This window comes from Brevundimonas sp. RM1 (genome assembly GCF_052907225.1).
In genome coordinates this window covers 342850-356064 of record NZ_JBRERY010000003.1, presented here as the reverse complement: position 1 = coordinate 356064, position 13215 = coordinate 342850, and the positions used below count along the sequence as shown (strand labels likewise).

Genomic DNA, 13215 nt, shown 5'->3' with positions numbered 1-13215 from the left:
GTCGGCGCCGCCGCCGCCCGCCGCGTCCTGGCCGCCGCCCTGGCCGCCGGAGGCCGCGCGCCCGAAGACGTGGTGCGGATGCTCGACGAGGCGTCGCAGGCCGTCCAGTTCAACCGCGACCTGTTGCAGACCACGCTGGACAACATTGACCAGGGCGTCAGCGTCGTCGACGAAGACCTGCGCCTGACCGCCTGGAACCGCCGCTATGTCGAGATGTTCGGCCTGCCCGCGGGCTTCGTCCACGTCGGCCTGCCGGTCGCCGCCGTCTATCGCCTGAACGCCGAGCGCGGCGAGGCGGGCGTGCCGGATCACGAGATCGACGCCTGGGTCGAGCGACGGCTGGAGGCCCTGGCCCGCCGCATCCCCCACGACCACGAGCGCGAACAGCCCGACGGCCGCATCCTGCGCTCCTCCGGCGCGCCCATTCCCGGCGGCGGCTACGCCACCAGCTACACCGACATCACCGCCTTGCGTCGCGCCGCGCGCGAGCTGGAAGAGGCCAACGAACGGCTGGAGGCCCGCGTCGCCGACCGCACCGAACGGCTGGAGGAGGCCCGCCGTCAGGCCGAGGACGCCACCGCCTCCAAGACCCGATTCCTGGCCGCCGCCAGCCACGACCTGCTGCAGCCGCTGCACGCCGCGCGCCTGTTCATCGCCGCCCTGAGGGAGGACGCCGACCTGGCCGGATCGCCCGCGCGCGGCCTGGCGACCAACGCCGACCGCGCCATCGACAGCGCCCACCGCCTGCTGACCGCCCTGCTCAACCTGTCCAAGCTGGAGGCGGGCGGGGTCCAGCCCGCCGTGGCGCCGCTGGCCCTGGGCGGTCTGTTCGACGAATTGGCGCGCGAGTTCGCCCCCGTCGCCCGCGCCAAGGGGCTGACGCTGACGGTGGCGCCGTCCAGCCTGTGGATCGCCTCGGACCGCGACCTGCTGCGCTCCATGCTGCAGAACCTGATCGCCAACGCCATCCGCTACACCGACCGGGGGCGGGTGCTGATCGGCGCCCGGCGCGACGGCGAGCGGGTGCAGATCCTGGTCAGCGACACCGGGCGCGGCATCGCCGAGGCCGACCGCCAGGCCGTCTTCGGCGAGTTCGTCCGCCTGCCCGGCGCCCCGGTGGACGAGCCGGGCGCGGGCCTGGGCCTGGCCATCGTGCAGAAGCTGTCGGACCTGCTGAGACACCCCCTGTCGCTGGCCTCGCGCGTCGGGCGCGGCACGACCTTCCGCGTCGCCGTCCCCCGCGCCGCCGCCCGGCCCGAGCCGGAGATCATGTCCGACGACCGCCGCCTGCCGCTAGCGGGCCTGCGGGTGCTGTGCGTGGACAACGAGCCCGCCATCCTCGACGCCCTGACGGCCCTGCTGGACCGCTGGGGCGCGCAGGCCGTGACCGCCCGTTCAGTCGCCGAAGCCCGCGCGGCCGACGGCCCGTTCGACGCGGCCCTGGTCGACCTGCATCTGGGCGACGACGAGCCGGACGGTCTGGCCGCCGTGGACGCCCTGCGCGCTCAGGGCGTCAGGCGCATCGCGCTGGTGACGGCCGACACCCGCGACGGCCTGAAGGAGAAGGCGGCGGCCGCGGGGGCGGTGCTGCTGCCCAAGCCGGTCAAACCGGCGGCGCTGAAGGCCTTCCTCCGCAGCTGACCCTTCTCCCCTTGCGGGAGAAGGGAGATGATGCGCTATCGTCTTCGGCTGTTGGAGCGCCCGCTAAATATCCAGCGACTGCGCCAGAATCACCGCCTGGGTCCGGTTCTGCACGCCCAGCTTGCGGAAGACGCTGGTCAGGTGCGCCTTGATGGTGGCCTCGGTGACGCCCAGGTCGAAGGCGATCTGCTTGTTCAGCCTCCCGACCTTCAGCCCCTCCAGAATCCGCAGCTGCGACGGCGTCAGGCTGGCGATGCGGGCCTGAAGGTCCGCTTCTTCTTCGCCCGCCGCCTCGACCTCGGGCGCCCAGCTGTCGCCTTCGAGGATGGCCCGGATGGCCTCGACCATGGTCGGCAGGGCCGCCGACTTGGGAATGAAGCCCGCCGCCCCCAGCGACAGGGCGCGGCGGATGGTCGGCGCCTCCTCGCTGGCCGAGACGACGGCGACCGGCACGGCCGGATGATCGGCGCGGATCAGGATCAGACCCGTCATGCCGTCCACGTCCGACAGCTTCAGATCCAGCAGCAGCAAATCGACCGCCGCCGCGCCCAGGGCGGTCTGCGCCTCGGCCAGGCTGGCGCATTCGACAATCAGGGCGCCCTCGGACGCCTTTTCGACGGCCGACTTCAACGCCGCCCGAAACAGGGGGTGGTCGTCGGCGACGACGATGCGGTCCATAGGCGTCCTTCCCACGCGCGGTTCTTGTTCGTTCGGCCGCGTCGCGACGACACCATGCCGCGCCTCGACTTTGGTCGAAACTAGACGAATGGCTAATGGCCGCAAACCCGGAGCGCGCGGAATGCTGCCGTCCTGAGGCCTGCGACAGACAGGTCCGGAACAACGGTCTGGGAGGACCACGCATGGGAAGCTGCCGTTTGTTCGGCGGCGTGGCTGCGGCCGCGCTGCTGCTCGCGCCCGGCGCCGCACTGGCTCAAGACGCCGGCGCGGCCCTGGAAGCCCGTATCGCCCAGCTCGAAGCCGAGCTGAACAGCCTGAAGTCCGAAGTCGCCGCCGCCCGAACGCAGCAGGCCTCGCAGGCGCAGGACATCATCCGCCTGGAGACGCGGCCGGCGCCCGCGCCGACGCCGGTCTCCGCCCCGGCGACGCCTTCGGACGGCTTCCGCATCGGCGACCACACGGTGAAGTTCGGCGGCTTCATCAAGACCGACTTCATGGCGTCGAAATATTCCGGCGGCGACCCGGCCAACGGCGATCCCTTGCGCGACTATCACCTGCCCGGCGCCATTCCGGTCGGGGGCGCGGACGAAGACGTCGCCACCGACTTCAACGCCCGCCAGACCCGCTTCTGGCTGACCACCGACGGCGTGGTGGCCGGACACAAGATCGGCACGCGGCTGGAGATGGACTTCCAGACCCTGCCCGGCTCGGGCGATCAGCGCACGACCAGCGGCTCGAACCCCGCCCTGCGCCGCGCCTTCGTCACCATCGACAACTGGCTGATCGGCCAGGAGTGGACCAACTTCCAGAACACCGCCGTCCTGCCGGAATCGGCGGACTTCGTCGGCGCGGCCGAGGGCACGGTCTTCGCCCGTCAGGCCCAGGTCCGTTATACCCGCGGCCCCTTCTCCATCGCGCTGGAGAACCCCGAGACCACCATCACCCCCTTCGGCGGCGGCGCCCGCATCGTGGCCGACGACAACAGCCTGCCCGACCTGACCGCCCGCTACGCGCTGAGCCGCCCGTGGGGCGACGTTCAGTTGTCCGGCCTGGTGCGTCAGCTGAAGTATCAGAACCCGGCGACCAACATCGATTCCACCGCCACGGGCTGGGGCCTGTCGGCCTCGGCCAAGTTCAAGGTCGGGGCGCAGGACGACATCCGCCTGATGCTGACGGGCGGCGAAGGCATCGGCCGCTATGTCGGGCTGAACTTCTCCAACGACGCGGTGCTGGACGCCTCGGGCGATCTGGAGGCCATCGGCGTGGTCGCGGGCTTCGCCGCCTATCGCCACGTCTGGGCGCCGGGCTGGCGCTCCAGCCTGATCTGGTCGACGCAGAAGGTGGACAACGACACGGCCCTGACCGGCGTCGGCGTCAACCGCTCGGCCCAGAGCCTTCACGCCAATCTGATCTGGTCGCCGGTCACGGCGTTTGATGTGGGCGCCGAGGTGATGTTCGCTGATCGCAAACTGGAGTCAGGGCTGGACGGCGACATGACCCGTCTGATCCTGTTCGCCAAATACGGCTTCTGAAGCCGCAAAAGAAAAAGACCCTGGAGGAAAATCGCGTGTCTGATCCGGAAATCTATCCCGTCCCCGCCGAACTGGCCGCCCGCGCCCACATGGACCGCGCCGGCTATGAAGCGGCCCGGATGCAGGCGCGCGAGACCCCCGAGGCCTTCTGGGCGGAACAGGCCGAGCGCCTGGACTGGATGACCTTCCCGACCAAGATCAAGGACGTCTCCTTCAGGAAGGCCGACTTCCGCATCCGCTGGTTCGAGGACGGGGTGCTGAACGCCTCGGTCAACTGCATCGACCGCCACCTGCCCGCCCGCAAGGACGAGGTCGCCATCCTGTGGGAAGGCGACGAGCCAACCGACAGCGAAGCCGTCACCTTCGGCCAGCTTCACGACCGCGTCTGCCGCCTGGCCAATGTGCTGAAAGCCAACGGCGTCCAGAAGGGCGACCGCGTCACCATCTATCTGCCGATGATCCCCGAAGCGGCCTACGCCATGCTGGCCTGCGCCCGCATCGGCGCCGTGCATTCGGTCATCTTCGGCGGCTTCTCGCCCGACAGCATCGCCGGGCGCATCGAGGACTGCCAGTCGACCTTCGTCATCACCGCCGACGAAGGCTGCCGCGGCGGCAAGAAGGTCCCGCTGAAGGCCAATGTCGACAAGGCGCTGGAGAAGGTCGGGGGCGTGAAGACCGTCGTCGTCCTGCGCCACACCGGCGCCGACGTGCCCTTCGTCGAAGGCCGCGACCTGGACTGGGGCGTCGAGGCGGACAAGGCCTCGCCCGACTGCGCGCCCGAGCCGATGAACGCCGAGGATCCGCTGTTCATCCTCTACACCTCGGGCTCGACGGGCAAACCCAAGGGCGTGCTGCACACCACCGGCGGCTATCTGTTCTGGGCCAGCTATACGCATGAGCTGGTGTTCGACTATCGCCCCGGCGAGGTCTTCTGGTGCACCGCCGACGTGGGCTGGGTCACGGGCCACACCTATGTCGTCTACGGCGCCCTGGCCAATGCGGCGACGACCCTGATGTTCGAGGGCGTGCCCAACTATCCGACCGTCAGCCGCTTCTGGGAGGTGGTGGACAAGCACCAGGTCAACATCTTCTACACCGCCCCCACGGCCCTGCGCGCCCTGATGCGCGAGGGCGACGCCCCGGTGAAGACGTCCAGCCGCAAATCGCTGCGCCTGCTGGGCACCGTCGGCGAACCGATCAACCCCGAGGCCTGGCGCTGGTATCATGAGGTCGTCGGCGAGAGCCGCCTGCCCATCGTCGACACCTGGTGGCAGACCGAGACGGGCGGCGCCCTGATCTCGCCCCTGCCCGGCGCGACGGACCTGAAGCCCGGCTCGGCGACCCTGCCCCTGCCCGGCGTCGAACTTGAAATCGTGGACGCGGAAGGGGGCGTGCTGAGCGGCGCGACCGAGGGCAATCTGTGCATCACCGACAGCTGGCCGGGCCAGATGCGCACCGTCTACGGCGACCACCAACGCTTCTTCGACACCTATTTCTCGACCTATCCGGGCAAGTATTTCACCGGCGACGGCTGCCGCCGCGATGCGGACGGCTACTACTGGATCACCGGCCGGGTCGATGACGTCATCAACGTCTCGGGCCACCGCATGGGGACGGCCGAGGTCGAGAGCGCCCTGGTCCTGCACGACATCGTGGCCGAGGCCGCCGTGGTCGGCTTCCCTCACGACATCAAGGGCCAGGGCATCTACGCCTATGTCACCCTGGTGCGAGGCGTCGACGCCACCGAGGACCTGCGCAAGGAGCTGGTCGCTCACGTCCGCAAGGAGATCGGCCCCATCGCCGCCCCTGACGTGATCCAGTGGGCGCCGGCCCTGCCCAAGACCCGCTCGGGCAAGATCATGCGGCGGATTCTGAGAAAGATCGCCGAGAACGAACTGGGCGCCCTGGGCGACACCTCGACCCTGGCCGATCCGTCGGTGGTGGACGATCTGGTGAAGAACCGGGCGGCCTGACTTCAATACCCGCTCATCCCGGCGGACGCCGGGGTGAGCGGTACATCATTCAGCTCCCCCCGAAGAGGCGGTCCCGGACGGCGCAAGCTGGACGGGGCCGCCCGCCTCGGCTTCAGTGCCGGACATGAGCGGAACCCTCGACGGCCTGACCATCATCGAAATCGCCGGCATCGGCCCCGCCCCCTTCTGCGGCATGATGCTGGCCGATCACGGGGCGGAGGTGGTGCTGGTCCATCGCCCCGGCGCGACCCCCGACCCGCGCGATCCCCTGAACCGCAGCCGCGCCCGTCTGGTCGAAGCCGACCTGAAGACGCCCGAGGGCGCCGCCCTGATCCGCGATCTGGCCGGCGCCGCCGACGGCCTGATCGAGGGCTTCCGTCCCGGCGTGATGGAGCGTCTCGGCCTCGGCCCCAACGTGCTGCTGGCCGACAATCCGCGCCTGGTCTACGGCCGCATGACGGGCTGGGGCCAGGACGGGCCGCTGGCCTCGGCGCCGGGCCACGACATCGACTACATCGCCGTCACGGGCGCGCTGCACGCCTTCGGGCGGGCGGGCGAAAAGCCGACCCCGCCGATCAACATGGTCGGCGACTTCGGCGGCGGCGGCATGCTGCTGGCCTTCGGCATGGTCGCCGGTCTGCTGAAGGCCCAGCGCACCGGACGCGGCGACGTCATCGACTGCGCCATGACCGACGGCTCCTCCCTGCTGATGAGCATGATCTGGGGCTTCCGCCAGAACCTGCCCGCGCCCCTGCCGCCCAGCCTCGCCTGGCGCGACGAGCGCGGCGTCAACCTGCTCGACACCGGCGCGCCGTTCTATGAGGTCTATGAGACGAAGGACGGCAAATACCTCGCCGTCGGCGCCATCGAACCGGCCTTCTACATCGCCCTGATGCGGCTGACGGGGCTGGCCAGCGATCCCGACTTCGCCATGCCCTTTGACCCGACCCAGTGGCCGAGGCTGAAGGACAAGCTGGCCGCCGTCTTTCGCACCCGCACCCGCGACGACTGGTGCAACGACCCCGACGCCCAAGCCGCCTGCGTCGCCCCCGTCCTGTCCATGACCGAGGCCCCCGACCACCCGCACAACCGCGCCCGCGAGGCCTTCGTCACCGCGCAGGGCGTGGTGCAGCCCGCGCCTGCGCCCCGGTTCCGGGACAGCCCGGCGAGGCGGCCAGAATAGAAGGCGGGTCACGAAATCCCTCGCTCACCCCGGCGGACGCCGGGGCCCAGTGCTTTGGCCTCAAACGCGCGACCTGAATACGCAAGTCCTGTGCGCGCCGCTCTTACTGGATCCCGGCGTCCGCCGGGATGAGCGGTAAGAGAGACTTTCACCCCCCGTCCGTCCACACCGTCTTGTAGAGGTCGAACCGCCGGTCGCGCAGGTTCCGCACCGTCCCCTGCGCCTTGGCCCAGGCCAGATCGGACAGGTCCAGGTCCGCCACCGTCACCGTCTCGACGTTCTCGCTGGCCTCGGCCGCCACCCCGTCACGCGCAAACGGAAAGTCGCACGGCGTCAGGATGCACGACTGCGCATACTGGATGTCCATGTTCTCGACGTTGGGCAGATTGCCGACATTGCCCGACAGCACGACGTAGCACTGGTTCTCGATGGCCCGCGCCTGCGAGCAGTAGCGCACCCGCAGATACCCCTGCCGGTTGTCGGTGCAGAAGGGGGTGAACAGGATGCGCGCCCCCTCGTCCGCCAGACGCCGCGCCAGTTCCGGGAACTCGGAATCATAGCAGATCATCACCCCGATCGGCCCGCAGTCGGTGGGGATGGCGTGGACGCGGTCGCCGCCCTTGATGTTCCACCAGTGGCGTTCGTTCGGGGTCGGGTGGATCTTCTCCTGCTCATGCACGGAACCGTCGCGCAGGAAGACGTAGGCGACATTCTGGATCTCGCCGTCCTCGGTCCGCGTCGGATGCGAACCGCCGATGATGTTGACGTTGTAGCCGACCGCCAGCTCGCGCATCGCCTCGACGAAGCGCGGCGTGTAGCGGGTCAGGGCCTCGATCGATTCCGCCGGGGTCAGCTTCTTCGTCTCCAGCGACAGCAGCTGAAGCGTGAACAGCTCGGGGAAGACCACGAAGTCGGCGCGATAGTCCGACACCACGTCGACGAAATATTCGACGTTGTCCATGAACTCGCGGAAGCTCTCGACCTTGCGCATCTGCAGCTGGACGGTGGCGACGCGCACCGTCTCCTTGACCGCAAAGGCCGCTCCCTTGCCCGTCGCCTCGACATAGTAGGGATTGCGCCACACCCAGCGCGCCGCATGGCCCAGCGACGCCTTGTCCGACGGCAGATAGTTCAGCAGCACCCCCGCCGGCTCGAACCCCGAACGCTGGTGAAAGGCCATGATCGGATCCTTCACCTTGCGGTCGCGCACCGCCTCGACATAGGCGTTCGGGTCGGGATAGGCGGCCCGGCGGCGCGCCAGCCCCGGCATCCGTCCGCCGAAGACGATCCCCTTCAGGTTCTGCGCCTCGCACAGGTCGCGGCGCGCGTCGTACAGGCGCTGGCCGATGCGCAGGCGACGTCGGGCGGGGTCGACGCAGACCTCCATCCCGTACAGCCACGCGCCCGCCGGATCGTGGCGCGCCGCATAGCCGCCGCCGGTGATCTGGTCCCAGCTGTGCGGCCCCATGGCCGAGGCCTCGTCGATGCGGAAGCTGGCGGCGTAGCCGACGATCTCGCCCTCGAACTCGACCACGAACTGGCCGTCGGGATAGGTGGCGATCTGGCCGCGCAGCATCCCCGGCGTATAGGGCGGCATGTCCTTGTAGACCCGCTCGACCAGGGCGTTGATCCCGGCGACGTCGCCCATGCGCGCGTTGCGGATGGTCAGGACGGCGGGCTTGGCCGGCTCGGCGGGCGGGACGGTTTGGGCGGTCTGAAGATCAGTCATCCGCTCCTAACGCACGAGCTTGGCCGTTGGATCATTTTCGTCGTCTTGGACCCGCGCCGGGATGGGCGCACAATGACGTCATGTCCGGCATGGCCCAGGAAATGGCGCAGGAAATCGAACTCAAGTTCCGGCTCGGCCCCGGCGCCGCCGCGCGCCTGGCCGCCCACCCGGCCCTGGCGGGCGAGGACAGCATGCAAAGCCTGCGCTCCGTCTATTTCGACACGCCGGATCAGGCGCTGCGCCGCGCCGGCTGGGGCCTGCGCGTGCGCGCAACCGGCCGCGGCTTCGTCCAGACCCTGAAGGGCCAGACCGGCGGCGACGTCCTCAACCGCGCCGAATGGGAGACGCCCGTCTCCAGCGAGGCCCTGGACTGGCGGGCCGTCAAGACGACGCCCGCCGCCGCCCTGCTGAAGGGCCGCCGCCGCAACCTGTCGCCCCGCTTCGCCAGCACGGTGCGTCGCCGCGCCCGGCTGGTCGCCTTCGAGAGCGCCGTGATCGAGGCCGCCTATGACGAGGGCGAGCTGTCGGCGGGCGGCCGCGTCGAGCCCTTGCGCGAACTGGAGCTGGAGTTGAAGGACGGCCCGCCCCAGGCCCTGTTCGCCCTGGCCCGGCGCCTTTCGGCCGACGTCGCCCTGGTCCCCCTGTTCGAGAGCAAGGCCGAGCGCGGCTGGCGCCTGGCCGAGGGGTCGGAGCGCGCGCCCCGTTTCGCCCGCGTCGATCCCCTGCCGCGCGCCCTGAGCGCCGAGGCCGCCCTGCGCCGCACGGCCCTGGCCGCCTTGGGCCAGGTCTCGGCCAACGCCGAACTGCTGCGCCGGGTGCGGCGGCCCGAGGCCCTGCATCAGCTGCGCGTGGGCCTGCGCCGCCTGCGCGCCGCCCTGTCCGTGTTCAGTCCCCTGCTGGGCGAGGACGCCGCTCCCGTCGTCGCCGAGCTGAAATGGCTGGCGCATGAGACCGACGCCGCGCGCGACCTGGACGTCTTCATCCGCGACGTCTTCCACCCCGCGGCGCTGGAGACGCCCGACCCCGACCTCGCTCCCCTGGGCCTGCGCCTGCTGGCGGCCCGCAGCGGCGCCTATCGCCGGGCGATGGCGGCGATCGATTCGCCGCGCTACGCCGCCCTGATGTTCGAGACCCTGGCCTGGATCGAGACCGGCGCCTGGCGGACCGATCCCGACCCCGTGCGCGCCTGGCGCCGACAGCGGCCCGTCGCCGAATTCGCCGCCGAGGCCCTGGAGCGGCTGAACCGGCGCGTGCGGCGCGACGGTCGCCGTCTCGACCGACTGGACGCCACGGGCCGCCACCGTCTGCGCATCCGCGTCAAACGCCTGCGCTATGCGGCCGAGTTCTTCGCCGGCCTGTTCGACCATCCCCGCCGCGAGCGGCGTTTCCGCAAAGGTTTGGAGCAGACGCAGGACGCCTTCGGCGCCCTCAACGACCTGGCCGTGGCGCGCGACCGCATCCCCGCCGAGGCCCGGCTGACCTCGCCCGAGATCGCCTTCGCCGCCGGACGCCTGATCGGCCGCCGCGAGCAGAGCGCCCCCGTCCTGCTGCTCGCCTCAAGCAGCGCCTTCGCCCGCCTGTCCCGCGCCCGGCGCTTCTGGCGGTAAATTTACGACTAAATCGGTCGCATCGCGATAAATGTTCTCGTTCAGTTCACGAGAACATCTTGCGAACAGGAACAAACCGTGTCCATAGTCCGGCTCAACGAGGGAGCGGGTCCGTGGCGGGTCTCTCCCGAAGTCAGATGGGAATCATGGCAAGGGAGAGAAAACCAATGTCACAGGCGGCACTGAAGCTCGTGGGTAAAGAAGACGGCGACAAACAACGCGCTCTTGAGGCGGCGATCGCACAGATCGATCGCGCCTTCGGCAAGGGCTCGGTCATGAAACTGGGCAAGGCCGGACAGGTGGCCGAGATCGAAAGCGTCTCGACCGGCTCTCTGGGTCTCGACATGGCGCTCGGCATCGGCGGCCTGCCGGTCGGCCGGGTGATCGAGGTGTTCGGCCCCGAATCCTCGGGCAAGACGACCCTGGCCCTGCACACCGTGGCCGAGGTCCAGAAGAAGGGCGGCGTGGCCGCCTTCGTCGACGCCGAACACGCGCTGGACCCCGTCTACGCCCAGAAGCTGGGCGTCAACCTGGACGACCTGCTGGTGTCGCAGCCCGACGCCGGCGAACAGGCGCTGGAGATCGTCGACACCCTGGTGCGCTCGGGCGCCGTGGACATCGTGGTGGTCGACTCCGTCGCCGCCCTGACGCCCCGCGCGGAGATCGAGGGCGAGATGGGCGACAGCCTGCCCGGCCTTCAGGCCCGCCTGATGTCGCAGGCCCTGCGCAAGCTGACGGCCTCCATCTCCAAGTCGAAGTGCATCGTCCTGTTCATCAACCAGATCCGTCACAAGATCGGCGTCATGTACGGCTCGCCGGAAACGACGACGGGCGGCAATGCGCTGAAGTTCTACGCCTCGGTGCGCCTGGACATCCGCCGCACCGGCGCGATCAAGAACCGCGACGAGGTCGTCGGCAACACCACCCGCGTCAAGGTGGTCAAGAACAAGGTCGCCCCGCCGTTCCGCGAGGTCATCTTCGACATCATGTACGGCGAAGGCATCTCCAAGATCGGCGAGATCATCGACCTGGGCGTCAAGGCCAACATCATCGAGAAGTCCGGCTCCTGGTTCTCCTACGACTCCACCCGCATCGGTCAGGGCCGTGAGAACGCCAAGGAGTTCCTGAAGAACAACCTCGACATGGCCCTCGCCATCGAGAAGGCGGTCCGCCAGTCCACCGCCAAGATCGCCGACGACATGCTGGGCGCGCCCGAGCCCGATGAAGGTCAGGATCTGGAGGGCTGATCCGCTACCCCCAACGCCGTCATCCTCGGGCTTGACCCGAGGATCCAGCCAGGCAGCGTGCTCTTCCTTTCCAGCCGTGATCGCGCTGACGATCCGATCTTCGGGTCAAGCCCGAGGATGACGGCCGGAGGCAAGGGTACCCTGACGGCCAGAGCTTCTCCGTTCGCCGCCTCGCGACCCGCCTACCGACCCCGCGGGGCCGGTCGGACGGAGACCGGCCCGCCCGACCTGCTTCGGGCGGGCCTCTTTTTTGCCCGCTCAAGACGCCGCCCCGCCCTCTCTCCCGCTTATCCCGGTGGACGCCGGGATGAGCGGATGTTGAGATACGCCCATCAAACGCGTTTCTCAGTGCAACGGCCTTGTTTCCCTTCGGCGCCTACGGGCAGACTTCGCCTCGACCCAACGGAGCCTCCTCATGACCAGCCCTGCCACCGCCGACCTCTGCGACGCCCACTCCGACGTGGTGAAGGTCTGCCAGACTCTCTTCCGTAGCTTCGGCCAGGTCGCCGCCTTCCACGGCCCGATCCGCACCCTCAGCGTGCTGGACGACAACGCCCTGGTCCGCCAGACGCTGGAGCGCCCCGGCCAAGGCGCGGTCCTGGTCGTCAACGGCGGCGGTTCGCTCAAACGCGCCCTGGTCGGCGACAATCTGGCGAAGCTGGCCATCGACAACGGCTGGGCCGGGATCGTCGTCCACGGCGCCGTACGCGACACAGCCGTCATCAACACCATGAACGTCGGCGTCAAAGCCCTGGGAACCATCCCCATGCGCGCCGATCGCGACGCCATCGGGGAGATCGACATCCCCACCGCCTTCGGCGGCGTCATCTTCACCCCCGGCGACTGGCTCTACGCTGACGAGGACGGCCTGATCGTCTCGCCGCATCGCCTGCACGACTAAGGCGCAAGGCTTTCTCCCGAACACGCCGTGCATAGACGGCCCAGCAACGCTTCGTCATGGTGAACGAATGAAGTCGCGCGCTCTCTCCATATCACTGGCGGTCATGCTGACGGCCCTGCCGCTTTCCGGATGCCTGACGCTCGCCGCCGTTCATCAGTTGCACGAGCAACATGAGTTCGAACGCCGCAACGCCTTCGACCCCAGCGCGCACGAGTGGGCCCTGGCTCCCGGCGCACCGATCGCGGGACGTCTGACCCTGACAGCCAGCTATCGCCAAGGTTACAGCGGAGTTGTCGAACCTATTCCGGACGAAACTCTGACTTGCGAACAACTGTTCATTCGACTGATCCCTGACACCCCGCACATGCGCTGGCTGCTAGAGCGACAGCACCGCCTTATCGTCACAGAGCGCGGCGATTGGCTTAACAGCTTCAGCGAACAACCTGAACGGTGGTCTTGGCCCGAAGCCGCATCGGCATCCTACATACGCGAAACGACTTGCGGGACGGGCGGCGCCTTCAGCTTCCCTTCCGTCCCTGCAGGGCCCTACCTGTTGCTTGCACAGCTGCATCCGACAGCCGAACGCGCGCCTCTCGTTCAGAACGACATCGTGTTGAAGTCCGTCATGGTAAAGGCAGGTGCTCCGCTCAACGTCCACATCCGCTCACGTAGCGCTCTGCACGGCCCGTTGACGCCGCGCTGAGACTGACCTCCGCCGGGTGAT

General features: G+C 69.1%; 10 protein-coding genes. 8 read left to right on the top strand and 2 right to left on the bottom strand.

The genetic code is table 11. The features are described from left to right. The coding region (locus tag ACU5AP_RS05490) for a hybrid sensor histidine kinase/response regulator (RefSeq protein WP_446680910.1) at window positions 1–1641 on the top strand (1641 nt) is incomplete at its 5' end. Window positions 1642–1704: 63 nt separating this feature from the next. Here ACU5AP_RS05490 and ACU5AP_RS05485 read toward each other — a convergent pair. Then, window positions 1705–2319, bottom strand: coding sequence for a response regulator (locus tag ACU5AP_RS05485; protein WP_446680909.1), 615 nt, complete (start codon window positions 2317–2319; stop codon window positions 1705–1707). 182 nt (window positions 2320–2501) lie between these two features. On the opposite strand from ACU5AP_RS05485, the gene ACU5AP_RS05480 reads away from it, so the two are divergent. The 3 genes from ACU5AP_RS05480 to ACU5AP_RS05470 all read left to right on the top strand — a co-directional run bounded on the left by ACU5AP_RS05480 (window position 2502) and on the right by ACU5AP_RS05470 (window position 7007). Then, entirely contained in the window at window positions 2502–3851 is a 1350-nt protein-coding gene (locus tag ACU5AP_RS05480; protein WP_446680908.1) for a DcaP family trimeric outer membrane transporter, read from the top strand. 35 nt (window positions 3852–3886) lie between these two features. Beyond that, on the top strand, window positions 3887–5824 hold the full coding sequence (gene acs / locus ACU5AP_RS05475; RefSeq protein WP_446680907.1) for an acetate--CoA ligase: 1938 nt from the start codon (window positions 3887–3889) through the stop codon (window positions 5822–5824). A 124-nt stretch (window positions 5825–5948) separates the two neighbouring features. After that, window positions 5949–7007 carry a CaiB/BaiF CoA transferase family protein gene (locus ACU5AP_RS05470; RefSeq protein WP_446680906.1) on the top strand — a complete coding sequence of 353 codons (1059 nt, stop codon included), beginning with the start codon at window positions 5949–5951 and terminating at the stop codon, window positions 7005–7007. Window positions 7008–7155: 148 nt separating this feature from the next. Here the strand turns inward: ACU5AP_RS05470 and ACU5AP_RS05465 are convergent, their stop codons facing one another. After that, window positions 7156–8736 carry a GNAT family N-acetyltransferase gene (locus ACU5AP_RS05465; protein WP_446680905.1) on the bottom strand — a complete coding sequence of 527 codons (1581 nt, stop codon included), beginning with the start codon at window positions 8734–8736 and terminating at the stop codon, window positions 7156–7158. A gap of 80 nt (window positions 8737–8816) precedes the next feature. On the opposite strand from ACU5AP_RS05465, the gene ACU5AP_RS05460 reads away from it, so the two are divergent. The 4 genes from ACU5AP_RS05460 (at window position 8817) to ACU5AP_RS05445 (ending at window position 13194) form a co-directional block, all read left to right on the top strand. After that, window positions 8817–10343, top strand: coding sequence for a CYTH and CHAD domain-containing protein (locus ACU5AP_RS05460; RefSeq protein ID WP_446680904.1), 1527 nt, complete (start codon window positions 8817–8819; stop codon window positions 10341–10343). 167 nt (window positions 10344–10510) lie between these two features. Next, window positions 10511–11590 carry a recombinase RecA gene (gene recA / locus ACU5AP_RS05455; RefSeq protein ID WP_312295037.1) on the top strand — a complete coding sequence of 360 codons (1080 nt, stop codon included), beginning with the start codon at window positions 10511–10513 and terminating at the stop codon, window positions 11588–11590. 415 nt (window positions 11591–12005) lie between these two features. After that, a complete protein-coding gene (rraA, locus tag ACU5AP_RS05450) occupies window positions 12006–12491 on the top strand; it encodes a ribonuclease E activity regulator RraA (RefSeq protein WP_446680903.1) in 486 nt (161 codons plus the stop codon). Between the two features lie 103 nt (window positions 12492–12594). Then, window positions 12595–13194, top strand: coding sequence for a hypothetical protein (locus ACU5AP_RS05445; RefSeq protein ID WP_446680902.1), 600 nt, complete (start codon window positions 12595–12597; stop codon window positions 13192–13194). The last annotated feature ends 21 nt before the right edge of the window (window positions 13195–13215 follow it).

Excerpts from the sequence above, each read along its gene's own strand:
- ACU5AP_RS05485 (WP_446680909.1), bottom strand. The coding sequence starts at position 2,319 with ATGGACCGCATCGTCGTCGCCGACGACCACCCCCTGTTTCGGGCGGCG.
- ACU5AP_RS05480 (WP_446680908.1), top strand. The coding sequence starts at position 2,502 with ATGGGAAGCTGCCGTTTGTTCGGCGGCGTGGCTGCGGCCGCGCTGCTG.
- ACU5AP_RS05470 (WP_446680906.1), top strand. The coding sequence starts at position 5,949 with ATGAGCGGAACCCTCGACGGCCTGACCATCATCGAAATCGCCGGCATC.
- ACU5AP_RS05465 (WP_446680905.1), bottom strand. The coding sequence starts at position 8,736 with ATGACTGATCTTCAGACCGCCCAAACCGTCCCGCCCGCCGAGCCGGCC.
- ACU5AP_RS05460 (WP_446680904.1), top strand. The coding sequence starts at position 8,817 with ATGTCCGGCATGGCCCAGGAAATGGCGCAGGAAATCGAACTCAAGTTC.
- recA (WP_312295037.1), top strand. The coding sequence starts at position 10,511 with ATGTCACAGGCGGCACTGAAGCTCGTGGGTAAAGAAGACGGCGACAAA.
- rraA (WP_446680903.1), top strand. The coding sequence starts at position 12,006 with ATGACCAGCCCTGCCACCGCCGACCTCTGCGACGCCCACTCCGACGTG.
- ACU5AP_RS05445 (WP_446680902.1), top strand. The coding sequence starts at position 12,595 with ATGCTGACGGCCCTGCCGCTTTCCGGATGCCTGACGCTCGCCGCCGTT.